Source organism: Fenollaria timonensis (genome assembly GCF_001457835.1).
GTDB lineage: Bacteria > Bacillota > Clostridia > Tissierellales > Peptoniphilaceae > Fenollaria > Fenollaria timonensis.
In genome coordinates, this window is record NZ_LN898229.1 from 515,681 (window position 1) to 538,175 (window position 22,495).

The 22,495-nt window shown below is 37.0% G+C and carries 26 protein-coding genes, 1 pseudogene and 1 riboswitch; of the genes and pseudogenes, 24 read left to right on the forward strand and 3 right to left on the reverse strand.

Features of this window, described 5'->3' with window-relative positions; all coding sequences use genetic code 11:
• Positions 1-175 precede the first annotated feature (175 nt).
• The 3 genes from BN3004_RS02455 to BN3004_RS02465 all read left to right on the forward strand — a co-directional run bounded on the left by BN3004_RS02455 (position 176) and on the right by BN3004_RS02465 (position 2,275).
• Positions 176-1,657, forward strand: a complete 1,482-nt coding sequence (locus BN3004_RS02455; RefSeq protein ID WP_058259680.1) for a C69 family dipeptidase — start codon at positions 176-178, stop codon at positions 1,655-1,657.
• A gap of 73 nt (positions 1,658-1,730) precedes the next feature.
• On the forward strand, positions 1,731-2,003 hold the full coding sequence (locus tag BN3004_RS02460; RefSeq protein WP_058259681.1) for a type II toxin-antitoxin system RelB/DinJ family antitoxin: 273 nt from the start codon (positions 1,731-1,733) through the stop codon (positions 2,001-2,003).
• Positions 2,000-2,275, forward strand: a complete 276-nt coding sequence (locus BN3004_RS02465) for a type II toxin-antitoxin system YafQ family toxin (protein WP_058259682.1) — start codon at positions 2,000-2,002, stop codon at positions 2,273-2,275. Before BN3004_RS02460 ends, BN3004_RS02465 begins: the two co-directional genes overlap by 4 nt.
• 59 nt (positions 2,276-2,334) lie before the next feature.
• Here BN3004_RS02465 and BN3004_RS02470 read toward each other — a convergent pair whose 3' ends face one another.
• The 3 genes from BN3004_RS02470 to BN3004_RS02480 all read right to left on the reverse strand — a co-directional run bounded on the left by BN3004_RS02470 (position 2,335) and on the right by BN3004_RS02480 (position 4,861).
• Positions 2,335-2,706: a hypothetical protein gene (locus BN3004_RS02470; RefSeq protein ID WP_058259683.1), complete on the reverse strand. Its 372-nt coding sequence runs from the start codon at positions 2,704-2,706 to the stop codon at positions 2,335-2,337.
• 68 nt (positions 2,707-2,774) lie between these two features.
• Positions 2,775-3,842 (reverse strand): peptide-methionine (R)-S-oxide reductase MsrB, encoded by a 1,068-nt coding sequence (msrB, locus tag BN3004_RS02475; RefSeq protein ID WP_242854181.1) that lies wholly within the window; start codon positions 3,840-3,842, stop codon positions 2,775-2,777.
• 23 nt (positions 3,843-3,865) lie between these two features.
• The gene (locus tag BN3004_RS02480) at positions 3,866-4,861 is read right to left on the reverse strand and encodes an LLM class flavin-dependent oxidoreductase (protein WP_058259684.1); all 996 of its coding nucleotides are present in this window, start codon (positions 4,859-4,861) and stop codon (positions 3,866-3,868) included.
• 169 nt (positions 4,862-5,030) lie between these two features.
• On the opposite strand from BN3004_RS02480, the gene BN3004_RS02485 reads away from it, so the two are divergent.
• From BN3004_RS02485 to BN3004_RS02575, 21 genes and pseudogenes are all read left to right on the forward strand, one after another.
• Positions 5,031-5,666 (forward strand): YARHG domain-containing protein, encoded by a 636-nt coding sequence (locus BN3004_RS02485; RefSeq protein WP_058259685.1) that lies wholly within the window; start codon positions 5,031-5,033, stop codon positions 5,664-5,666.
• A gap of 188 nt (positions 5,667-5,854) precedes the next feature.
• Positions 5,855-6,043, forward strand: a complete 189-nt coding sequence (locus BN3004_RS02490; RefSeq protein ID WP_058259686.1) for a DUF4177 domain-containing protein — start codon at positions 5,855-5,857, stop codon at positions 6,041-6,043.
• 120 nt (positions 6,044-6,163) lie between these two features.
• Positions 6,164-6,367 carry a DUF4177 domain-containing protein gene (locus BN3004_RS02495; protein WP_058259687.1) on the forward strand — a complete coding sequence of 68 codons (204 nt, stop codon included), beginning with the start codon at positions 6,164-6,166 and terminating at the stop codon, positions 6,365-6,367.
• Positions 6,368-6,371: 4 nt separating this feature from the next.
• On the forward strand, positions 6,372-6,923 hold the full coding sequence (locus BN3004_RS02500) for a hypothetical protein (RefSeq protein ID WP_058259688.1): 552 nt from the start codon (positions 6,372-6,374) through the stop codon (positions 6,921-6,923).
• Positions 6,924-7,037: 114 nt separating this feature from the next.
• On the forward strand, positions 7,038-9,518 hold the full coding sequence (locus tag BN3004_RS02505) for an S-layer homology domain-containing protein (RefSeq protein WP_058259689.1): 2,481 nt from the start codon (positions 7,038-7,040) through the stop codon (positions 9,516-9,518).
• Positions 9,519-9,762: 244 nt separating this feature from the next.
• Positions 9,763-10,077: a helix-turn-helix domain-containing protein gene (locus BN3004_RS08330; RefSeq protein WP_196792462.1), complete on the forward strand. Its 315-nt coding sequence runs from the start codon at positions 9,763-9,765 to the stop codon at positions 10,075-10,077.
• 37 nt (positions 10,078-10,114) lie between these two features.
• Positions 10,115-11,152 (forward strand): IS3 family transposase, encoded by a 1,038-nt coding sequence (locus tag BN3004_RS02515; RefSeq protein ID WP_148344899.1) that lies wholly within the window; start codon positions 10,115-10,117, stop codon positions 11,150-11,152.
• A gap of 139 nt (positions 11,153-11,291) precedes the next feature.
• Complete coding sequence (locus BN3004_RS02520; RefSeq protein ID WP_058259691.1) at positions 11,292-11,555, forward strand: TFIIB-type zinc ribbon-containing protein; 264 nt, start codon at positions 11,292-11,294, stop codon at positions 11,553-11,555.
• 82 nt (positions 11,556-11,637) lie between these two features.
• Positions 11,638-11,814, forward strand: coding sequence for a hypothetical protein (locus BN3004_RS08335; protein ID WP_155995274.1), 177 nt, complete (start codon positions 11,638-11,640; stop codon positions 11,812-11,814).
• A 16-nt stretch (positions 11,815-11,830) separates the two neighbouring features.
• Complete coding sequence (locus tag BN3004_RS02525; RefSeq protein ID WP_058259692.1) at positions 11,831-12,514, forward strand: Type 1 glutamine amidotransferase-like domain-containing protein; 684 nt, start codon at positions 11,831-11,833, stop codon at positions 12,512-12,514.
• Between the two features lie 51 nt (positions 12,515-12,565).
• Positions 12,566-13,111, forward strand: coding sequence for a GNAT family N-acetyltransferase (locus BN3004_RS02530; protein WP_058259693.1), 546 nt, complete (start codon positions 12,566-12,568; stop codon positions 13,109-13,111).
• Between the two features lie 342 nt (positions 13,112-13,453).
• Entirely contained in the window at positions 13,454-14,155 is a 702-nt protein-coding gene (locus tag BN3004_RS02535) for a lantibiotic protection ABC transporter ATP-binding protein (RefSeq protein WP_058259694.1), read from the forward strand.
• Between the two features lie 3 nt (positions 14,156-14,158).
• A complete protein-coding gene (locus BN3004_RS02540; protein WP_058259695.1) occupies positions 14,159-14,899 on the forward strand; it encodes a lantibiotic immunity ABC transporter MutE/EpiE family permease subunit in 741 nt (246 codons plus the stop codon).
• Positions 14,899-15,639, forward strand: a complete 741-nt coding sequence (locus BN3004_RS02545; RefSeq protein ID WP_058259696.1) for a lantibiotic immunity ABC transporter MutG family permease subunit — start codon at positions 14,899-14,901, stop codon at positions 15,637-15,639. The genes BN3004_RS02540 and BN3004_RS02545 overlap by 1 nt, the downstream gene beginning before the upstream one ends.
• A gap of 31 nt (positions 15,640-15,670) precedes the next feature.
• A complete protein-coding gene (locus BN3004_RS02550) occupies positions 15,671-16,330 on the forward strand; it encodes a response regulator transcription factor (RefSeq protein ID WP_058259697.1) in 660 nt (219 codons plus the stop codon).
• Positions 16,321-17,691 carry a sensor histidine kinase gene (locus tag BN3004_RS02555; RefSeq protein WP_058259698.1) on the forward strand — a complete coding sequence of 457 codons (1,371 nt, stop codon included), beginning with the start codon at positions 16,321-16,323 and terminating at the stop codon, positions 17,689-17,691. The genes BN3004_RS02550 and BN3004_RS02555 overlap by 10 nt, the downstream gene beginning before the upstream one ends.
• A 284-nt stretch (positions 17,692-17,975) precedes the next feature.
• Entirely contained in the window at positions 17,976-18,920 is a 945-nt protein-coding gene (locus BN3004_RS02560; protein WP_058259699.1) for a D-2-hydroxyacid dehydrogenase, read from the forward strand.
• Positions 18,913-19,947 (forward strand): annotated as a pseudogene (locus BN3004_RS08500) (glycerate kinase); the annotation flags it as partial. The gene BN3004_RS02560 and the pseudogene BN3004_RS08500, both read left to right, overlap by 8 nt.
• A gap of 27 nt (positions 19,948-19,974) precedes the next feature.
• The gene (locus BN3004_RS08505) at positions 19,975-21,129 is read left to right on the forward strand and encodes an NAD(P)-dependent malic enzyme (protein WP_058259813.1); all 1,155 of its coding nucleotides are present in this window, start codon (positions 19,975-19,977) and stop codon (positions 21,127-21,129) included.
• A complete protein-coding gene (locus tag BN3004_RS02570) occupies positions 21,129-21,647 on the forward strand; it encodes a hypothetical protein (protein ID WP_058259700.1) in 519 nt (172 codons plus the stop codon). Before BN3004_RS08505 ends, BN3004_RS02570 begins: the two co-directional genes overlap by 1 nt.
• Before the next feature lie 41 nt (positions 21,648-21,688).
• Positions 21,689-21,803: riboswitch (FMN riboswitch) on the forward strand.
• Positions 21,804-21,845: 42 nt separating this feature from the next.
• Entirely contained in the window at positions 21,846-22,493 is a 648-nt protein-coding gene (locus tag BN3004_RS02575; protein WP_058259701.1) for an ECF transporter S component, read from the forward strand.
• Positions 22,494-22,495: the final 2 nt, after the last annotated feature.

Below are 22,495 nucleotides of genomic sequence, written 5' to 3' on the forward strand. Positions count from 1 at the left end.
TAAAAATACTTCGTAGAGATTATATTAGCAAATATATTTCGTAGAAAAAATTTGATGATTGGGCGATGTGGCCTGACGAGGCAAGCGGAATGTACATAAAGTACCTGAGCATTGCCGAGGAAGGAACGAGCTCAAGGGCAAATTTTTTTAGAAAGATAAGGAGGTTTTTTATATTATGGCATGTACAACTATCTTAGTCGGTAAAAATGCGAGCTACGACGGCTCAACTATAGTCGCAAGAAATGAAGACTCACCTTCAGGTGAATTTTGCGCAAAAAGATTTGCAGTGATGAAGGCAAAGGACCAACCACGCAAATACAAGTCAGTGATTTCAAAGGTCGAAATCGATTTGCCAGATGATCCGATGGACTACACTTACTCACCAAGCTCTGACACAAAGGACGGTATTTGGGGCGCTTACGGCGTTAACGCTGCAAACGTTACCATGAACGCGACTGAAACGCTTACTACAAACGAATTAGTTATGGGCGCTGATCCACTCGTTGAGTACCATAAAGATGAGGACGGAACTGAGCATTTTGGCGGCATAGGCGAAGAAGACCTAGTTACCATCACACTTCCATACATCAAGAGCGCGAAGGACGGCGTTAGAAGATTGGGCGCACTACTTGAAAAATACGGCACTTACGAGATGAATGGTATTGTCTTCCAAGACGAAAATGAAATTTGGTGGCTTGAGACAATTGGTGGCCACAACTGGATGGCAAAGAGGGTTCCGGACGAAGCTTATGTAATTATGCCGAACCAATTAGGCATAGATGAATTTGATTTTGACGACGCTTATGGCAAAAAGAAAGAGCATATGTGTTCAAAATCATTAAAGGATTTAGTTAAAAAAGCCCACCTAGATAAGAGAATGTTTAAAGATGAAGAGGTATTTAACCCAAGAGAAGCCTTCGGTTCACATGATGACTCAGACCACACATACAATACACCAAGAGCATGGGTTTTACTGCGTTACTTCAATCCAAAAACGTTCTTCTGGGATGGCTACGACGCAGATTTCAGACCAACAGACGACAATTTACCATGGGCACTAGTACCAGAAAAGAAAATTACAGTGGAAGAAGTGAAATGGGCTCTATCCAACCATTATCAAGGTACACCTTATGACCCATACGCAAAGCATAAAGACGAGATGAAGGCAGGCATATTCAGACCAATAGGCATAAACAGAAACAACGTTTTGGGTTTAACACAAGTCAGAGGCTACATGCCAGACGATTTGAAGGCGCTTCACTGGCTAGCACTTGGATCAAACGTCTTTAACGCGATAGTACCATTCTACACAAAGGTTTCTAAGACACCAGACTACGTTGGAAAAGCAGTAACAAAGCCAAGTACAGACAATTTCTACTGGATAAACAGGATTATAGGTGCGCTTGCCGACGCACACTTTGCTGAAAACGCTTCAAACGTTGAACGTTACCAAGCTAGAATCAATAATAAGATGAATGAATATATCAATAGATTTGACGAAGAATACGCTAAGGCAAAGGATAAAGAGGCCTTCTTCGAAGAAGCAAACCAAGAAATATCAGACTTTGTAGAGAAAGAAACTTTGGATTATTTGGATAAAGTTCTTTATACAAGCTCAACACTTATGAAGAATGGTTTTTCGAGAAGCGATGCTTAGCAAGTAAACTTAATGACATTGTATTGACAAAGTCTTTATAAAGTGCTAGAATTATATTAAGGAAGGTGATTTTATGAGTAACACTAACTTAAATGTAAGGATAGATAAGGACATAAAAAAGGCTGCGGAAGAAGTTTATGCTGAACTTGGCTTTAATATGTCGACAGCTATAAACATGTTTTTAAGAGCAAGCATCAGAAAAGGAGGCATTCCTTTCGATTTAACACTAGATGTGCCTAATAAAGAGACTTTAGAAGCGATTGAAGAAGGAAGACGCTTAGCAATGGATCCTTCGACACCGCTATACGATAACATGGAAGATCTAAGAAGAGCTTTAGAAGTATGAAATACCAGGTCTTATTAACATCTAAATTTAAGAAAGACTTTAAATTATTAAAAAAGCAAGGTAAGAATACAGATAAAATTTTAGCTGTTATTAACAAGCTAGCTAGAGGAGAATCTTTAGATGCAAAATACAAGGATCATCCTTTGTTAGGAGATTATCTCGGCGCAAGAGAGTGCCACATTGAACCAGATTTACTTCTAATATATGAAAAACAAGAAAATATTCTGATACTTAATATATTGAGAGCTGGTTCACATTCAAATCTATTTTAATAAACAAAAACAAAGCTGTGAGAATTTTTTCTCACAGCTTTTATTTTTTACTAAGTATATTAATTTTTACCTTTTAAATTTAATACTTTCATATAAATCCCTCTCATATTAATTGCATAATCATGTCCATCTCTCACATATACATCGAAGGTATTTATCGTATTGTCATTTTTCCCCACCATTCTAACGGTTCCGAGCTTTTGATAGTCTTTGGCATCGCTCTTTTTCATCATAGCATAGCCTTTTTGCTCGCACACGTAATCTAGCACGTCTTTATCCACTTCTGTGCTTAGAAATTCTTTGGTATCGGCTAGATCTTTTAGGTTTTTATCCATTCTGGCTCTGCTACTAAACATTGAATTATACAGTATTATAATCAGAATGAGTACGCCTATCATGCCGATGATGCTTGAACTATTTTTCTTTTCCATAATTAACTCCTTTTAAATTTCTTCCATAATAGCCTTGCCACGATAACGATGAATATTAGAATGATCAGTCAATCGGCTCCAATCCCGCTCCCTCCATTATCATGAGCTTCATCATCTTTCACTTCTGTCACTTCTTTTGGCTCATCTGCTTTAACTTCTTCACTCACGCTCTTCGCGGCATTTGCCTTATAAATTTCATCTGAGAAAAATATTTTGTACTCGCCATAGCCTTCCTTATCCATGTCCTCAAGCGGCACAAAGCGCAGTGCGGCGCCATCGATGCAGTATCTTAGTCCGCCCATCTCCTTCGGTCCATCGCTAAAAACGTGGCCCAGGTGGTTCTTGCCGTGCTTGCTCTTGATCTCTACACGCCTCATTCCATGCGATTCGTCCCTGTTGTAGCTGACGCTGTCACTGTTTATGGTCCTCGCAAAGCTTGGCCAGCCGCAGCCTGCATCGAATTTATCCTCTGAAGTAAAGAGCACTTCACCGGTTAATTTATCTACGTAAATGCCTGGGCGCCACTCATCATTTAACTCAGACGTATGCGGATGCTCAGTGCCTTCCTCCCTCATAACCTTGTAGCTAAGCTCATCCAAGAGCTTTTTTGCTTCCTCATCAGAAACTTCTTTGTACTCTTTTTCGAAAATGGGCTCATCAGCTTCAGCCAGATTGATGTGGCAGTAGCCGCCCGGATTTTTCTCCAAGTAATCTTGGTGGTAGCCCTCTGCCGTTACGAAGTTTTTCAGCTCTTCTACTTCAACAGCGAGCTCGCCCTGAATTTTTTCTTCGTATTTATATACCTTGTCAATAATTTTTTTATCAGCAGGGTCACTATAATATATTCCTGTTCTGTATTGTCTACCCCTGTCGCCGCCTTGCTTATTGACGCTCGTTGGATCAATCACCTTAAAGTAGCGAAGAAGTATTTCTTCTAGGCTCACAAGGCTTGTATCGTAAGTTATTTCAACGGTTTCAGCGTGATCAGTCTCCTTAACTCTGTCGTAGCTAGTGCTCTCGCCATTGCCATTAGCATAGCCTACTTTGGTGCCCATAACGCCGCGTATCCTCTTGAAATAGCCCTCCATGCCCCAGAAGCAGCCGCCAGCTAGGTGTATGGTTTTGTTATTATTCATAAAATCACCTCTTTATATTATTTTTATTTATTATCATTATTTACAATGTCTTCAAGTATCTCGAAGGACTTCGTAAGCTTGTCATATTCAGGAATGTAGCTTACAGCGATCAACTCGTCGAAGCCGTAGTCCCTCTTGAAGCCCTCGTAAGTCTTCTTCGCGTCCTCATAAGTGCCGCCGATGTGCAGTCCGCGCATGGCCTTAAGCGCAAATTTCTGCATGCTCGTAAGCTCTGGCGCGTCGTTCGGGTCAATCTTCTCGAACTCATCGCGATTGTCCACGTCAAGTATCCTTAGAAATACTTGCATAGCGTGAAACTCAAGCTCATCCGCGTCCTTTTTGTTCTCGCCAATGTTAGCCGAAACGCCAAGCATTGTGTATGGCGCGTCAAGGTACTTGCTCTTCTTGAAATTGTCTCTGTAAATGTCAAAGGCCGCTTTAACAGTGTGAGGCGCGAAATGACCTGCGAATGAGTATGGCAGACCCAGCTCAGCCGCTACATAAGCGGAGTTCATCGAGCTACCCAAGATAGTTATCGGTACGCCCGCACCCATGCCAGGATAAGGCGCACTCTTTAGACCACTTGCATCGCCATCGAAATATTTTAGCATTAGGCGAATTGCGTCTAAAAACTTTTCTTGCTTATATGTGTCGCGATAAAGTATTCTCGATGTCTCCATATCAGTGCCGGGCGCTCTACCTATGCCGAGGTCAACCCTATCAGGGAAGAGTGCCTCCATAGTTCCGTAGCGTTCAGCAACTTGAAATGGCGTGTGATTTGGCAGCATCACGCCGCCTGCGCCGACCTTGATGCGCTCTGTTTGGCCTAGTATGTGCGTTAGAACAACTTCAGTTGCGCTCGATAGTACGCCGGGGCTGTTATGATGCTCGGCAACCCAATATCTCTCGAAGCTTCTTGAGTCCGCGAACTGAGCGAGTTTCACGGCTCTTTCGAAGGCTTCTTTCTTTGTTTCGTCCTTGTATTTCGGTACAAGATTTAGTATCGATAGCTTTGTCATTTAATCACCTCTATATATCTATTTAACTATATCTAACTATGTTTATGGACGTGCCGCGACTAATATAAACGAAGTGGCAAGACCATAAACGTAAATCTTTTAGTATATAGATACCCAATCGCTATTGAAAACATTGACGATGCGTGATATAATTAGCTTAGGTGATGAAATGAGAAGGAAAAATAACGGTGTTTACATAAATTTCGAGGGACGCGGCGAGGGCCAAAGGGACAAAAGAAAGATATGCGCTGCGGTGCTAAGTATCGTTGCCATAGTGCTTTTATTGGCTTTTTACTTTTTGTATAAGTACACGACTAGCCACGTATATATAAAGGAAGCGAGTGAGGACGCGCGCGTTTACGAGGAGATCTACAAGAGTACAGATCTCGATCTTGAGAAGTTTAATAAGGCCGACGAAAAATTCAAGATGAAGATAGATGACGCAAGCTTTATTAAGGCGCAAGCTGAGTATTTTATGCCAGTTGAGCCAAAGGAGAAGCTTGACAAGAACTTTTCTAAGTCATATAAGAAGAACTTTGAGGAAGAATACCTTTTTAATGGCGATGCAAAATTGATTCCTCTGAAGCTTTTGAAATCACTATCGCGTAACGAGATAAGACTGATTAAGGCAGAAATTTTGGCGCGCCACGGCTATGCGTTTAAGACGAAGGAATTTGCTGATTACTTTAGCGGGAAATCTTGGTATATAGTGGATGAGCATTATAATAGCACGTTTTTATCGAGTACGGAACAACAAAACATAAAATTTATTATGGAGTACGAAAAGATTTTAGATCGCAAATAAAATTTCTTGTTCGTGCGAAGCACCAAGGTTCCCGGGACCCATCCAAAGCTTTAGCTTTGATGATGGGTGGGGTTCTTCTTTTCCTGCGAAATTTACTCGGTGTATATATACTGATAAAATAATTTGAAGAAGAATATTGTTAATAAATTTACTATTGATTAATTAATTAATAGATAAGGGGCGATTCAATGAAAAAGTATGAATACAAATTCGTTACAGTTAAAACAACAGGTCTTTGGTATGACGATTACCACGAAATTATTAAGAAGCATGCGGAAGATGGGTGGCGCTTTGTAGCTGTTATAGATAAGCACAGAGAGTTCGTAGACGCCAATCCGAGATTAGATTTAGTGTTTGAGAGGGAGAAAGAGGAGTAAAAATTCTTTGTAAAACTGATTTAAAAACAAAAATAATGGGTATTATATTATTACAATAAACCAATAACATAACATTTATGTTTACTCTTAAGTTATATAAAGAGGAGGGGAGGTTATGTAATGTTAAAAAAATATGAATATGACTTTGTTACTGTTAAGACAACAGGTCTTTGGTATGACGACTACCAAGAAATAATTAATAAGCGTGGTTTGGATGGCTGGCGCTTTGTAGCTGTTATAGATAAGCACAGAGAGTTTGTAGATGCCAACCCAAGAGTTGAATTAGTATTTGAAAGAGAATTAAAAGTAGAAGAAGAGGAGTGAGATTATGAAGTTTAAATTTAGAAAAGCTGGAACTGTTATATTAGCTGTAGTATTATTTTTTAGCATCTTCAACTTAGAAGCTGTTAGTGCAACTTCTATTAATGATACAAAAAATAATATGAAAATTGAAGATGATGTCAATATGTTAAGAATTGGCTTAGTTGAAAGAAAAAAATATGTTAGGAACGAGACAGTGACAACTACTGTTACTCCAGCAGGTCAAGATGATTTAATTAGCTTTAATACACCTGGGGCTGTATTTATATACGAAGGAGGACCTACAGTTTCAATGTCATTTAACTTAGGTGGAAATTTATTTTCGCTTGGTGTTGACATAGGTTATGTAAGTAAAAATGGTTATGGAGGATATATTGTTAATTATCCACCAGATGGAAAAACATATAGAGTTATAGACACACAAACAATAGAATGTAAAATTTACAAAGTAGAATTATATGATCAAGAACAAGGAAAGGTATTAAAAACATATTATAAAGCAGAAAGAGACCCAAATTACCAAGTAAAACATTTATTCGATTTAGAAAGAGTATATTAATTAAAATTAATTTTAAATATTTTTGAGGGCAAGCAATGCCCTCTTTTTTGTTTGAAAAATCCATTTCCATGGTATAAATAAATATAAGCACAAATCAATTTGGGAGGTAATATTATGAAGATGAAGAGAATTTTATCATTCGTTCTAGCCTTTGTATTAGTGGCGAGTACCATTAACGTAGGCTTTGCGCAAGGAGAAGTAAAAACTAATAAAGACAAGATTGACTACCTTGTTGAAAAAGGCTACGTTCTAGGCGACGCCAAAGGACTTAGACTTAACGACTCGATCACGAGAGAAGAGTTTGCGGTTATGCTAACAAAGGTACTTAAGCAAGAAAATGCCGCAAAGGCAGCTATGAGCGTGCCTAGCGCATTTAAGGACATGGCAGCCGATCGCTGGTCAAACGGCTATGTCAATATCGCGAGCGAATTAAAAATTATCGCTGGTTATAGCGATGGCACTTTCAGACCAAGAAAAAACGTTTCTTATCAAGAAGCCATCAAGATGCTAGCCGTTGCGGCTGGCGGAACTGACATCAAGCCAGCGACTGAAGGCGAATGGGCTGCACCATTTATCAGCTATGCAGCAAGCAAGGGCCTTTTGAATGGCCTAGGCGAGCTAAAATACAAGGATCAAGCGACTAGGGAAAATGTTTTTGTAATGATATATAACTACCTAGATGGCGTGAGAGAAGCTGATTTATCAAAGCTTACAGCCATAGTTACAAAGACAAATGCTAACTCAAATCTAAGTGAAAAGCAAGCCGAAATCGTCGTTCTAAAATCAAGCTTAGAAGGCTTTAAGGAAGGCGCTTCCTACATCGTAGACCTTAAGGACGGCATGGATGCCATGGACATTTTAGGCAGAGTTTATGACCTAGACATCGACAAAAATAACGTGATCAAAACTTACAGAGCAAGCGCTTTAGCTAAGACTGAGATCGCGCCTATCGCTATCAAGGGCGCTAGACTTTACGTCGGTGGCGACTCAAAGGATTCGACTGTGCTTGAGGACAAGGCGGCGCTTACTGAACAAAAGTTCCGCGGCGCAGCAGTTAACGGCAAGTACTTTGATATATTCATGGATTTTGCTAAGGAAACGAACTACAAGGCAGACTTTGCCTACGTTACAAGCATCAACGCGAAAGTTGTTTACATCAAGGCTTTCACTTTTGATGATATAATGCCAGTTTTTGCTTATGATAATGGCGCAGTTAAGGCTATTGACGACGAAACAGGTGCTATAGTTAAGAGAAATCTTAAAAAAGCTTATTTATATGATAATGGCAAGCTTATGCCAATGGACCTATCTAAGCTAGAAAAGTACGATGTATTGCACTTCTACGCTAGCGATGAGGCAATAGCTCTTAAGAATAAAGTAGAGGGCGAAGGCGCTAGATACAAATTAAGCAAGGGTGGCGCATACATTAACCTAGCTAATAAAGACTATAAGCTATCAGACGAAAAGGCTAGAAGAGCCGTTGCGACTGTTGATGAAAAGATATTTACACAAGTTAACGCAGCGAAGTACAATGACGAAGTAAAACTATTAACAAATGAAAAAGTTAATTTAGCACTAGATATATTCGGAAACGTTCAAGTGATTTACGGAAAACTTTCCTTTGACGAAGACGTATTCATGATTGACAGAGTGACTACAAACGCAGTAGCACTAATCGATAGAAATGGCAAAGAAATCAGGGTTCAAGACTCACTTGACCTAAGAATTTATAGAGATGGCAAGGAAATCAGACTTTCTGAGCTAAATAACTACGACATCGTCTACGCCATTTACAATAAGGACGCTATTCAAAAGATATTCGTTCTAAATGGACTAAAGGACTACGACAAGGCATTCAAGCCGCTTGACAAGGACGGCAAGACTTATAAGGTCTTCGCGCCAACTAAGAGCGTTAGAAGAAGCTCCATTTACGTAGCGGGTAAAGAAGTGAACCTTCTTGACAATACTTTATTATATAATTTAGTACAAGCTGGCAAGGACTATAGAGTTGAGACTATAACTCTAGATGAAGTGAAAAACGCAGGCTTCGACAAGACTGTAACAGCTTATGTATTCACAGTTAAGGACCTTAAGGACAAGGACGTTACTAAGTACGACAGTTTCCACGGCAGTGACGACGCGCCAGTTGCAATCGTTTTCAAGAACGTTGAAAAGAAGAAAGTTGTCGACAAGGAAGATATCATCGAGCTTAGAAGTGAGTATGATGCCAAGATTGACAAGTCTTTCGAAGGCTACGACAAGACTACTACACTTAGAGTTTACGAGACAGATGGCGAAAAATTCGAAAATTGCAAGGCCGGTGACATCGTTAAACTAGGCCTTGATAAGGACGGCAAGGTCTTAAGACTGGATAAGCTAATCACTGATCTAAGCGAAGAATACACAGTTCTAAACGTTTTATACGACGCAGGTGGCAATGAAAAGCTAGCTCTTAAAGATAGTAAGGGTAAAGAACTTAGCGTTTATACTAATGATAAGAGAGTAGTTTTCGGAAAGAATTATGCTAAGGATAGTGTGATTAAGATTGCGCTTAATGAGAATGGGGAGGCGTACGTAATAAACGTTATTAAGTAATTTCGCATTCGATTTGCGCCTGAAACTCGTTCGCTTCTCGGCAATGCTCGAGTATGCCATATACGCTCCGCTTGCCTCGAAGCTCCACATCGTCTCATGCATCAAATCGCTCTGCGAAATTTATGCGGGGTATGTATAGAGCGATAAATCATACGCTTTGTTAAAAATTAGATAAGTATAATAGAGATCGATATAAATGATATGTACCCTCTTTACTGGACAAACCAGTAAGGAGGGTATTTTTATGCGATATAGTTATGAATTAAAAAAAGAATGCGTAGAACTATACAAACAAGGAAAGTGGATGGAACCACCAGAAGGAGTTACACAAGAAGCTTTCAGGAAAAAAATTAGGTATTGGGTCAGACTTGTAGACTTTCATGGAGAAGAGATACTAAAACACAAAGAGCAGGATAAAAAGTGGACTGCAGAAGAAAAATTTAAATGGATATCAAAAGTATTAGTAGGAAATTCATATAAGTCTGTAGCTATAGAGGCTGGCATTTCAAGTGGTCAACTTTACAATTGGGTTAATAAATATAAAAAATTTTGGGTATAATTCTCTTGAAATTAAGAAGAGAGGAAGACCATCTAAAATGAATGATAAGGATGAAAACACTAATATAGAGCCAAAGCCACTTAACGAATCCGAACGAGAAGAGCTTATTCGTTTAAGAGAAGAAGTCAGATATTTAAAAACAGAGCGAGCAGTCGAAAAAAAAATTAGACGCCTTGAGAAGGGAAAAATATGCTGCATATCTCAAGGCGAAAAAGCAGCAGTCATCAGAGAATTAAGAAATGAAGGCCACATACTAAAAGACCTTTTAAGTGCTATGAACCTACCTAAATCAACATACTACTACGAATTAAGTAAAGTTGACCAAGTTGATCTAAGAAACAAAGAAATCAAAGAAAAGATACAAGAAATATTTACCTCAAACAAAGGTAGATACGGAGTAAGAAGAGTGCATCAAGCACTTTTAAGTAAAGGATATATAGTTAACCACAAAAGAGTTCAAAGACTTATGCACAATATGCAGCTTCTAGGTAAGAGACCAAAAGAAAAGTATCATTCATATATGGGTAAAGTTGGTAAAGTAGCTGATAACATCATAAACAGAGACTTCACATCAACAAAGCCATGTGCTAAGTGGACTACAGATGTATCTCAATTTAACTTCTCGTGGGGTAAATGCTACCTATCGCCAATATTAGATATGTACACAAACGAAATCATCTCATACGACTTATCTTTACACCCAAACCTAGAGCAAGTATCAAGAATGCTTAATAGAGCATTTGAAAAGTTTCCATGCGTAGAAGGCTTAATCATGCACTCAGACCAAGGCTGGCAATATCAAAACAGCTACTACATCAAAGAATTAGAAAAACATAAAATAACTCAGTCAATGTCAAGAAAAGGAAACTGCTACGATAACTGCATAATGGAAACATTCTTTGGAAGACTAAAAACAGAGATGTATTATGGATGTGAAAGAGAGTTTAAAACATTTGAAGAGTTTTCAAAAGCAATTGATGAATATATATACTACTATAATAACGAAAGGATTCAGAAGAAAACAAAATGGATGCCACCTACTTTGTATAGGTTAGCATCCATGAATGTAAACTAAATATTAATGTGTCCAGTTTTCTGGGTACACATCAAAATTATCGGTCTCTTTTTTTGACTTGCCACTCAACACTATTTTAATAAACTTAACAGTAAATTTACATAATTATCATATAATATATTAAAAAGAAGGTGTTCATATGAAAAATCTATTTTTAGTAAAAGTATTGATAATATTAATAAAATTAACTGGACTTACATTGGCTTGGATATCAGTTATAAAACAGGGCGTAGAACCAATTAAGCCTCTATTTATAGTTGGAGCAGTATTTATGTTTGGTTCAATAATATTCCAAATGATCTTTCTTAGATGCCCGCACTGCAATAAAGAGCTTAGCTCAATAGGGCGCTTAGGTGACTACTGCCCATATTGTGGAGGAAGATTAGATAGAGAAGATGAATAAAAATATTTGTATTAAACTTTTAATATTAGCAAAGACTTTTCTATGATATAATAAAGCCAATATAGTATCAGAGGTGTGTTGAGTGAGTAAAAAAGATAAAGTAAGTAAAATCAAAAGAGATATGCAAAATAAAAGAAGAGAAGAAAATAAAAGAGAAACAGAATACATTTCATCAATTTCGGGACTAAAGGAGAGTATAATCGAAGGCTTAAGGGCGGACCCAAGTGAGTTTGTCAGCGAAGATGAAGTAAAATATTAAACATAGGAGGGATTTTATGATAGTAGCTATTGGAGGCGGGGAAGTAGGCTTAAATGAAACTTACGAGATAGATAAATTTATTGTAGAGGCAGCAAAAAAAGAAAATCCAAATTTTCTGTTTATTCCGACAGCAAGTAAAGATGCTCCGGCTTATGTAAAAATTATTGATAAATTATATGGTGAGCTAGGATGCAAAACTGACACCTTGTATTTATCTAATGTAGAAGTAGACAAGGAAGAGGTCAATAAAAAGATAGAAAATGCAGATATCATCTATGTTGGCGGCGGCAATACCCAATACATGATGAAAGTTTGGGAAGAATACGGTGTAGACAAGGCGCTAATTAAGGCTTATAAAAGTGGCAAAGTACTCTCCGGCTTAAGTGCAGGCTCTATATGCTGGTTTATTTCAGGCCATAGCGATAGTGAGTTTATAGAAGATATTGAAAATCCAAAACCTATATGGGTTAAAGGTTTAGGCATCATACCTTATTTGCATTGTCCTCATTATGACGAGCCTGATAGAGTAGGCTTTGATGAGTTTTATGCTGGACAGCTAACGGATGCTATTGCAATAGAAAATCAAGTAGCAATTGTTTGGGATAATTATGAAATGAAAGTAATCAAATCTAACCCTATGAAAAATGCATATAAACTTTCTTGGAGCGATAAAGGTGTCAAGAAAGAAGTTTTAAATTAAGAGTTTTCATATTATGAAAAGGGCAAATTAAAATTTATTGGAGGTATAAATATGAAGTTTACACCAGAAAATTTTGAATTAAAAGACGGCAGAATGTGTACAATTCGAGAAATTCAAGTAAAGGACGCTGAAGAAACAGTCGAATATTTAAAATCTGTTAGTGGGGAATCTGATTTTTTGAATTCTTATCCAGAAGAAATACGTTTCTCAGCCGAAGAGGAAGCAAAATTAATAAAAGGTTTTAACGAATCTGATGATACCCTTATGCTTGTCGTTGAACTGGATGGAAGATTGATTGCAAACGGCACTATTACAAGGTTTAGAAGAAAGGAGATGCGCCACAGAGGAAATGTAGCTCTTGCTGTGTTAAAAGAATTCTGGAACAAAGGAATAGGGACAAAGGTGCTTCAATGCCTTGAAGACTATGCGAAAAAATTAGGGCTTTCACAACTTGAGCTTGATTATTACTCAGGTAATGAAAGAGGAAGGCTTCTTTATGAAAAACTTGGATTTATTCAAGTGGGAGAGACTCCTAATGCCATCATCTTAAAGGATGGAACCCTATATAGCAGTATAAAAATGGTGAAGAGCATATAAAAGTGATGATTAAATAATTATTAAATTATGGATGCAAGGTGCAAAAATATTTTTCAAAGTGCATAGAATAAATATTCTTGACATTTACATAACATTTGATATAATAAAAGCACCGAAAGCCTTATTAGTTAAGGATAAGGTACTCTAATTGACATGAGTTAAAGCACAGGATTTCCTGTGCTTAATTTTTTATAACTAAATTAATCTAATTATAGAACATTTTCAAATTTTTGGTCTCAGTACTAGATGAGATATTAAATTTTAAAAGAATTTTATCTTCCTTATGAAATCCTTAAGTTTATATTTTATACTAAGTTTATAAAATGAAGAGGAGGTTCATTTATGGACAAATTTATATTAGAAACAAAAAATCTCACTAAAACTTTTGGAAAGCAAAAAGCAGTAGATAATATTTCTTTAAAAATAAAAGAGAATTCTATTTATGGTTTGCTAGGACCTAATGGCGCTGGCAAATCGACTACATTAAAGATGATTACAGGAATGATTCATAAAACATCTGGTCAAATCTTTTTTGAAGGTCATGAGTGGAGTCGTGACGATTTGTCGGATATTGGTGCCTTGATAGAAATGCCTGCCTTGTATGATAACCTATCAGCTAGGGAAAATTTAAAAGTAAGGACACTCCTATTAGGATTACCAGATTCTAGGATTGATGAAGTTTTGGAAATAGTAAGTTTAAAAGATACTGGCAAAAAGAAAAGTGGTCAGTTTTCTTTAGGTATGAAACAAAGGCTAGGTATCGCCATTGCCTTATTAAATAATCCTAAGCTTTTGATTTTAGATGAGCCAACAAATGGACTTGATCCACTAGGAATTCAAGAATTGCGTGGTTTAATACGTAGTTTTCCAGAAAAAGGAATAACCGTTATTTTATCTAGTCATATTTTAGCAGAAGTTGAACAAACTGCTGATCATATTGGGATTATTAATAATGGAGAATTGAAATATCAAAACATTATTAATCATGATGACAATTTAGAAGAACTTTTTATGGATGTTATAAAAAGTGGAATGGGAGTGTAAAAAATGATATCTTATATTCTTGCAGAAAATTTAAAACATAAGGGCACTTTCTTAAAGAAGTTATTAGTTATTATGCCAATAACTTTAATCTTATTGTCACTCTTTCTTATGCCAAGTTATTTCACTACGAACGCATATAACTGGTGGTATGTCATAATAATGCCAGCAACTTTTGCCTTAATCCCAGCAATGATGCACAGAAAAGAGGATAGAAAATTAAAGTACAGAGCAGTTTTTCCTCTAAATATTAAGCTTGAAAAGTTGTGGGCTTCAAAAATAATCACAGCTTTAATTTACATGAGTATTACAGCTATGGTTCATATGCTAGGGGTATATATTTTTCAATTTTTAATCGGTGGGCAATTAACACCAAACTATGGATTTTCAACATTACTATTTGCTAGTGCCTTACTAATAATAAGTAATATTTGGCAAATCCCTCTATGCTTTTTCTTAGCAAAAAAATTTGGCTTTATCGCAAGTATTGCAGTAAATGCAGTATTAGGTTTAGGAGCAGGAATATTGTTGTCTGACGGTGCTTTTTGGATTTATTGCCCATATTCTTGGGGAATTAGATTAATGATTCCTGTTATGCATATTCTACCAAGTGGTATTTTAATAGAAGCATCAAATCCAATGGTATCAAACACATCGTTACTTATTCCTTGTATTTTATCTATATGTCTATTTACCTTACTAACAATGATAAGTGCAAAATGGTTTTCAAATCAAGAGGTAAAATAATGATAAAGATAATAAAATCCGAAATATATAAAATCAAAGGCACATGGCTTCCTTGGATTCACATAGTTTTACCTATAGCCTATTCTTTTTTATTTTATCTGGCATTAAAAACCACTGGACTAAAAAACTTTGAAGAAAGCGATATAAGCCAAACATATTTTGTACTTTTAGGAGCGGTAATGCCAATAATATTAAGTTTTATAAGTTCAAAAGTTGTTGATATGGAAATGGGTGCTGGAAATTTTCAAACGCTTTTATCTACTACAAAATCTAGAAGCAAAGCTTATATAGGAAAACTCCTTGTATTAGAATTGGGATTTGTTATTTCTCTCGCTTTAGCTATTATAATTTTTTCAATACTAACTGGATATCAAAATATCTTAGATTGGCTTATTGAATTTTGCTTAATTATCATTAGCAGCTTTTCTTTATACTTGATTCATTTTTGGGTATCAATCATATTAAGTAATGGTGCATCTATTGGATTAGGTTTTCTAGAAACATTGATCAATTTACTTTCAATGACTGTAATTGGTGATAGTATCTGGTATTTTATACCTTGTACTTGGGGCTCTAGACTTCCAGCTATGTATATTACTATGGGCAAAGTTTCGGATCCTTCCTATTTTTATAAAGAGTTGAGAATTTGGAGTTTTGTAGCTTTGCTTATTATCTTAATCCTATTTATTTCCTCAATAATTTGGTTTAATAAGTGGGATGGGAAATCTCTTAGCGAATAAAAATGTTTATGAAAAATGAGGAGGTGATAAAATGTCTTTAATTCTTGCAGTTGATGACGAGTTAGATATGCTTGATCTAATAAGAAACATTTTGAAAAAGAACAAGCATCAAGTCGATGTATATCAAAATCCTTTAGACGTTGATAATAGTAAGCTTAGTAAATATGATTTGATTCTACTTGATGTTATGATGCCAGGTATTGACGGAATTAGTTTCTGTAAGGATATTCGAGCTAAAGTAGACTGCCCTATTCTTTTTTTAACAGCAAAAACTATGGAAGAAGATATAGTTGAAGCCTTATTAATTGGAGGAGATGATTACATCACAAAACCATTCGGTGCTAAAGAACTCCTAGCTCGTATCGAAGCCCACTTAAGACGAGAAAAAAGAGAGCGACACAGTAGTTTAAATCTTGGTGAAATTCGATTTGATTTATCTTCCAATGAAGTTTTTGTAGGAGATGAAAAAGTTCATTTGACAAAATCTGAATATCAAATTTCAGAATTACTGGCAAAAAGAAAAGGACAAGTATTTTCAAGAGAGCAAATATATGAGCTTATCTTTGGATTTGATGGCATCGGAGATGCATCTGCAATATCAGAACATATAAAAAATATTAGAGCAAAGTTTCAAAAGTATGGAGAAAATCCAATTGAAACAGTATGGGGGATCGGATATAAATGGAATTAAAATCAAAAGGTCAATCTCTTAAATATATACTTTTTAAATATTTATTAAGTATTGCATTAGGATTGGTGATCTCTGGTGGATTAATCATAGCTTTTATATCTGCTTCATACCAGTTTAAGTGGATATTTCCAGCAAACCATACTGAGAGTTTAATTTTAGAAAGAAAGATAGAAATTGCCACTTCAAAAAATTTCGAAAAATCATTACTTCCAGATAATACATCTTATCTATTTTTATCAAAAGATAAAAAAGTTTTAGAAACAAATATGAATAAGAACATTCAAGATAAAGCGTTAAACTATCATAATGGCTTAGCTTATTCTAATTCAAATTTATCTTTTATAGAAATACAAAGGTCAGATGGTTGTGTAATTGTAGCTTATGAGCTAAAACCTTATTATAGAAGTCTTTGGATGCAAAAACATCTACCACAAATAAATATTTTATTACTAATTTTACTGATAATATTTTGTCTTATTAGTATTGTTACCACAACATTAATTTGGGCAAAGAAAATATCAAGAGAATTAAATCCTTTGCTAGAAGCTTCGGAAGAAATCGGGAAACAAAACTTAGACTTCCAAGTTAAAAAGTCAAATGTTCAGGAATTTAATGTCATATTAGAAAGTTTAGAAAAAATAAAGCTAGGGTTAAGTGAATCTTTAAGAATAAATTGGAGAGAGGAAGAGAAAAAAAGAAATCAGATTTCAGCATTAAGCCATGACATAAAAACTCCTCTTTCAATTATAAAGGGGAACTCAGAATTATTAGGAGAAACAAATCTAACTAAAGAGCAAGAAACGTATCTAAATTATATTATAAAAAACACAAACCGTATCGGTAAATATATTGAAACCTTAATGCTTGTTAATAAATCTAACCAAGCAAATGAATTAAATTTTAATGAAATTAGATCAGAAGAATTTGTAGGACACATTGAAAAACTAGCTAAAGAATTCACATCAACTTATAAGTTAAATCTTTTAGAAGATATTAACTATGATGATGATTTTTTAATAGTAGATTTGAAAAATTTTGAACGAGCCTTTCTTAATATTCTTAGTAATGCAGAGGAACACAGTCCTAAAAACTCAACTATTAAGTTAATTATATGTTCCAAAGCTGATAAGCTTCAAATATCAATATTAGATCAAGGACATGGATTTACAGGTGAAGACCTATTATATGCAAAAGATCAATTCTATCAAGGAGACAAAAGTAGGCATTCAAAAGAAAACTATGGTATCGGATTATTTGTTGCCGAACAAATTATTGATATGCACGGAGGAAATCTTGTTTTAGAAAATAGAACTGATGAAATCGGTGCCAAAGTAAGCATATTGCTACCTGTAAAGAAATAAATAGAGAATATTACTATAATATCAAATTTCTTTATTTTATTATATTTGATTTATATAAAAAGGCCATAATAAGTAAGTTATGGTCTTATTTTTTTGCCAAACAAAAAGCACTTAGAATTATTATTTAATTTATTTTTTTACAAATGTTTCCATTCTAACCCGAGTTACACTATCAGTAATATTTAAGCTTTGAGCTTACAAGGTTTTGATCTTGTCTTTCACAAAAGCACCCCACCGTTTAAAATCACTTCCCTTTGGGTAGCTATACATTAGAGGTGATATTTATGAAGATAGTTTTCTTAGACATGTATAATTCAAATCCGGGCGACATTGACACTGCTATGTTCAAGGAGCTTGGCGAATTTATTACATATGACAGAACTAATCCATCTGATATAGAAGAAAGAATAAAGGATGCGGACATCGTGATCACAAACAAGGTAAGGCTTGGCAAAGCTGAGCTTGAGGGCACTAAGGTGAAGTTCATCGCCGAGGCAGCGACTGGCTTCGACAACCTAGACCTAAATGCGCTTAAGGAGCTTGGCATCGGCCTTGCGAACGTTCCTAGCTACTCAACTTATTCGGTTGTACAGCTAACGCTTGCTCACTTACTGAATGCGACTAACGATGTCTATAGTTATGCAAAAAATGTTCGTAATGGAGAATGGGTGGACAGCCGTGACTTTAATTTCTTCCTAGGTACTATTCACGAGCTTGCTGGCAAAACAGCGGGCATAGTGGGCTACGGCGACATCGGTCAAAAAGTTGCCGATGCTTATAGGGCTCTTGGCATGAAGGTCATCGCCTTAAAGGTAGCGGGTCACCATGCTAATGGGGACTTCTTCCGTGACTATGAAGACTTTTTCAAAGAAGCGGACATAATTAGTTTACACGCGCCAATGAATGCGGATTCAAAAGAAATTATAAATAAAAATAGTCTTGCGCTTATGAAAAACACAGCCATCATCATAAATACAGCACGTGGCGGCCTTATCAACGAGGCTGATTTAGCTGACGCGCTTAAGAATGGCAAGGTCGCTTTCTACGCTTCAGACGTTTCTGCGCCTGAACCTATGACTAAGGACAATAAGCTATATGCCCTTGATAATGCGGCTTTCACGCCACACATCGCTTGGGCTTCACTTGAAGCAAGACAAAGGCTTTACAAGGTTATTTATGACAATATCAAAGCCTATATCGATGGCAGGAGCTTAAATAGAATTGTCTAAGAAGGTCGCACTTATCGCCGGCTCCTTTATTTCAGGGATTTCGTCCTTGGAGCTACTTAAGGCGATAGAAGAGAAAATAGATGCCGACGTAGATATATACGCGCTTCCAGACGGCTACGGCAACATTTATGAGGCGACGGAGGACCTTGATTCATTCACAGTCGAGACGCTTACGGTAATGGACGAAGCTGGCGAAGAGCACGATCTTAAGTACTTAAGATTTGATGAGCATGTGCTTGTGTCCTTCTCAAATGTTGTTGAATACAAGGTTAAAGGCGATTTAAGCTCTACTAGCTACTTGGCAGGTGCTCTCGTTAAGAAACTGATTGAAAATGGCGAGAAGAAGATTACCATAAGCATAGGGGGAAGCGGTGTAAATGACGCGGCCATAGGCTTTTTGCGTGCCATGGGCGTGAAATTTTACAACGTCTTAGACGAAGAAGTGACTGAGACGAGGGAGATCTACAAGATTAAGCGCTTTGACACGAGTGAGATGGATGCGCTCATAAAAGGCGTGGACTTTAACGTTTTGAAGTACTCTAAGACGCGCTTCATCGGCTATAGAGGCACTACTTATCAAAACAGGCTCATCAAGGACAATCTGATTCTTGAGATTTTCGAGCGCAATATGGAGAATTTTCAGTACCTTTTGCAAAATCATTTTGGCTTCAAGGTCAAAAGCGTTGAAGCAGCTGGTGCTGGCGGCGGATCCATGCTTAGCCTAGTTAAGTTTTTGAACGCAAAAGTAGTGGATTTAGGAGATTTTTTAGAAAAATATTTTAATTTTGACAATATTGCTCAAAAAAGTGATATAATAATACTAGTTGACGACTATCTGTCCTTAAAGCTTAGGAAGGAAAGTTTTAGGGCCCTTGTCTTGAACAAGGCGAAAGAGTATGACAAAGAGATTATCGGTCTGGCGCTTGACGCAGAAGAGGAGAAGGCCTCTTTCATCGAGCAAGGCTTTACTAGGATGATAGACCTTACATATGACTCTGAGTCACTGGATAGAGCGGCAAATATCATCAATAATTATTTAAAAGGAGAGGATGACATGGCTTACAAAGAAGAAGCACTGAAGTTTCACGAAGAAAAAAGAGGTAAATTAGAAGTAGTTCCAAAGGTTGAGGTAAACAACGCTCATGACCTTGCACTTGCCTATACACCAGGCGTTGCAGAGCCTTGCAAGCTTATACACGAGGACAGTGAGCTTCAATACAAATACACTGCAAAGGGTAACCTTATCGCTGTAGTTACAGACGGTTCAGCAGTTCTTGGCCTTGGCAATATCGGGGCAAGGGCAGGCATGCCAGTTATGGAAGGAAAGTCCATACTATTCAAAAAGTTTGGCGGCGTTGACGCTTTCCCTATCATGCTTGATACACAAGACGTTGACGAGATCGTTAATACAGTTAAAAACATTGCTCCAGGCTTTGGCGGCATTAACCTTGAAGATATCAGTGCGCCTAGATGCTTTGAGATAGAGAGAAAACTAGATGAGATGCTTGATATACCAGTATTTCATGACGATCAATATGGCACAGCCATCGTCGTAACAGCTGCACTTATCAACGCATGCAAACTTGTTAAAAAAGATTATGCGGACCTTAAAGTCGTTATCAATGGTAGTGGCGCAGCAGGCATTGCCATCGCCTATATGATGCTTAACCTAGGCGTTAAGAACATCCTTGTTTGCGACTCAAAGGGCATTATCTATAGAGGAAATGAAAAGAACAACTGGATCAAGGCAGAAATCGCTGAAAAGACAAATCCAGATAACCAAGAAGGAACACTTAAGGACGCAATGGTAGGTGCCGACGTATTCATAGGCGTTTCAGCTCCTGGCGTACTTACAAAAGACATGGTTAAGACTATGAACAAAGACGCGATAGTATTTGCTATGGCAAATCCAGTTCCAGAAATCTATCCAGACGAAGCAAAAGAAGCCGGCGCAAAGATAGTTGGAACAGGTAGAAGTGACTTTGCTAACCAAATCAACAACTCCCTAGCTTTCCCTGGAATATTCAGAGGAGCGCTTGATAGACGCGCAAAGACAATCACATTCGATATGAAAGTCGCTGCAGCACATGCAATCGCAGACCTTGTAGACGATAAAGACCTTACAGCCAGTCATATCATGCCAGATATGTTCGACGAAAGAGTTCCAAAAGCCGTTGCAAAAGCAGTTTACCACGCTTATCAAGAGTAATGAGCTACGGATTTATTAAAAAATTAGATAAAGTAGATAAAGTAGATAAAGAAGTGATGCTGGGAGTGGACCTAGCATCACTTTCTATTACGAGTGACTTTGAGGGAACGGGCCTAAATAATCACTGCGCCTTCACTACAGCTACCAATATCATGAAGATGATGGGCTTCGATCAGGTCACATTTGACGAAGTTTATAGGCATATCAAATCGGGTCCAGTCTTGTTTATGGAGCCACGCCTCAAAAAAATTATTAAAAATAGAAAGACAAGCGTAAATATTAAAAGAAAATATTTCCCCAAAACCATGGACATGGTACGCTCCATTGACCAAGGTCACATCACAGCCATGCTTCTAGTAGAGTCAGTAAAAAGCGCACATTGGGTCATAGTCACAGGCTACGCCATAAGCGTGGGAGAAATTTATTTAAAAGTCTTTACAAACTGGTATCATGAACTTCGCTACTATAAAGTGAATAGTGGGAGCAAAGCCGTGATGAGCCTCGAATTTTTTATTTAGCCTTGACAAATTATTAAGAGAGGACTATAATAAAGGTACATCTAATACTTTGGGGTAAGGTGAAATTCCTTTTAACCGGCGGTAAAGCCCGCGAGCGTTTGCAGAACCTGTGAGATTCAGGTGCCGACTGTATAGTCAGGATGGAAAAAGATCTTAAAGGTTATTAGTTGAATAATCATTAAGGAGGGTGTTTTTTTTATGTCAAAAGCAAAAAAAATCACATTAATTGCAGCAGTTGCCGCTATGGCAATAGTTTTAACAGCGATAATTCGCTTCCCGATCACATCACTACCATTTCTTAAGTACGATCCAAAAGACGTGGTACTAACAACAGCAGGCTTCATCTTTGGACCACTAGTAACGATAGTTGCAGCAGTGATCGAAGTTTTAGTTGAGATGATAACTTTCTCCGAGTCAGGACCTTGGGGCGCAGTTATGAACATCATCGCAACACTTTCATTCTCAGGTATAGCAGTAGCTATCTACCACAAGAAAAGAACTACAAAGGGAGCAGTTTTGTCACTAGTATGCGCAGTTTTATCACTAACAGTAGTTATGTCACTTTGGAACCTAGTTGTAACACCGATATACACAGGCTTCCCGAGAGCAGAAGTAGTAAAACTTATGCCAGTTATCATACCATTTAACCTAATCAAAGGCGGAGTTAACGCAGCACTTATTATACTTTTGTATAAGCCAATCAAGAGCGCATTAGCAGGCGCTGGACTTACAGAAGAAGTAAGCTCAGAAAAGAACGCTACTTGGACGACAATTAAGATGGTGAGCTTTGTAATATTACTTTGCTTGATCGCATTGATTATATATTTACGTTCAGGACTTAAATAAAT

Excerpts from the sequence above, each read along its gene's own strand:
- BN3004_RS02555 (WP_058259698.1), top strand. The coding sequence starts at position 16,321 with ATGGAATTAAAATCAAAAGGTCAATCTCTTAAATATATACTTTTTAAA.
- BN3004_RS02570 (WP_058259700.1), top strand. The coding sequence starts at position 21,129 with ATGAGCTACGGATTTATTAAAAAATTAGATAAAGTAGATAAAGTAGAT.
- BN3004_RS02530 (WP_058259693.1), top strand. The coding sequence starts at position 12,566 with ATGAAGTTTACACCAGAAAATTTTGAATTAAAAGACGGCAGAATGTGT.
- BN3004_RS02465 (WP_058259682.1), top strand. The coding sequence starts at position 2,000 with ATGAAATACCAGGTCTTATTAACATCTAAATTTAAGAAAGACTTTAAA.
- BN3004_RS08505 (WP_058259813.1), top strand. The coding sequence starts at position 19,975 with ATGGCTTACAAAGAAGAAGCACTGAAGTTTCACGAAGAAAAAAGAGGT.
- BN3004_RS08330 (WP_196792462.1), top strand. The coding sequence starts at position 9,763 with ATGCGATATAGTTATGAATTAAAAAAAGAATGCGTAGAACTATACAAA.
- msrB (WP_242854181.1), bottom strand. The coding sequence starts at position 3,842 with ATGAATAATAACAAAACCATACACCTAGCTGGCGGCTGCTTCTGGGGC.
- BN3004_RS02490 (WP_058259686.1), top strand. The coding sequence starts at position 5,855 with ATGAAAAAGTATGAATACAAATTCGTTACAGTTAAAACAACAGGTCTT.
- BN3004_RS02545 (WP_058259696.1), top strand. The coding sequence starts at position 14,899 with ATGATAAAGATAATAAAATCCGAAATATATAAAATCAAAGGCACATGG.
- BN3004_RS02575 (WP_058259701.1), top strand. The coding sequence starts at position 21,846 with ATGTCAAAAGCAAAAAAAATCACATTAATTGCAGCAGTTGCCGCTATG.
- BN3004_RS02520 (WP_058259691.1), top strand. The coding sequence starts at position 11,292 with ATGAAAAATCTATTTTTAGTAAAAGTATTGATAATATTAATAAAATTA.
- BN3004_RS02495 (WP_058259687.1), top strand. The coding sequence starts at position 6,164 with ATGTTAAAAAAATATGAATATGACTTTGTTACTGTTAAGACAACAGGT.
- BN3004_RS02500 (WP_058259688.1), top strand. The coding sequence starts at position 6,372 with ATGAAGTTTAAATTTAGAAAAGCTGGAACTGTTATATTAGCTGTAGTA.
- BN3004_RS02470 (WP_058259683.1), bottom strand. The coding sequence starts at position 2,706 with ATGGAAAAGAAAAATAGTTCAAGCATCATCGGCATGATAGGCGTACTC.
- BN3004_RS02485 (WP_058259685.1), top strand. The coding sequence starts at position 5,031 with ATGAGAAGGAAAAATAACGGTGTTTACATAAATTTCGAGGGACGCGGC.
- BN3004_RS02550 (WP_058259697.1), top strand. The coding sequence starts at position 15,671 with ATGTCTTTAATTCTTGCAGTTGATGACGAGTTAGATATGCTTGATCTA.
- BN3004_RS02480 (WP_058259684.1), bottom strand. The coding sequence starts at position 4,861 with ATGACAAAGCTATCGATACTAAATCTTGTACCGAAATACAAGGACGAA.
- BN3004_RS02505 (WP_058259689.1), top strand. The coding sequence starts at position 7,038 with ATGAAGATGAAGAGAATTTTATCATTCGTTCTAGCCTTTGTATTAGTG.
- BN3004_RS02560 (WP_058259699.1), top strand. The coding sequence starts at position 17,976 with ATGAAGATAGTTTTCTTAGACATGTATAATTCAAATCCGGGCGACATT.
- BN3004_RS02525 (WP_058259692.1), top strand. The coding sequence starts at position 11,831 with ATGATAGTAGCTATTGGAGGCGGGGAAGTAGGCTTAAATGAAACTTAC.
- BN3004_RS02455 (WP_058259680.1), top strand. The coding sequence starts at position 176 with ATGGCATGTACAACTATCTTAGTCGGTAAAAATGCGAGCTACGACGGC.
- BN3004_RS02515 (WP_148344899.1), top strand. The coding sequence starts at position 10,115 with ATGAATGATAAGGATGAAAACACTAATATAGAGCCAAAGCCACTTAAC.
- BN3004_RS02460 (WP_058259681.1), top strand. The coding sequence starts at position 1,731 with ATGAGTAACACTAACTTAAATGTAAGGATAGATAAGGACATAAAAAAG.
- BN3004_RS02540 (WP_058259695.1), top strand. The coding sequence starts at position 14,159 with ATGATATCTTATATTCTTGCAGAAAATTTAAAACATAAGGGCACTTTC.
- BN3004_RS02535 (WP_058259694.1), top strand. The coding sequence starts at position 13,454 with ATGGACAAATTTATATTAGAAACAAAAAATCTCACTAAAACTTTTGGA.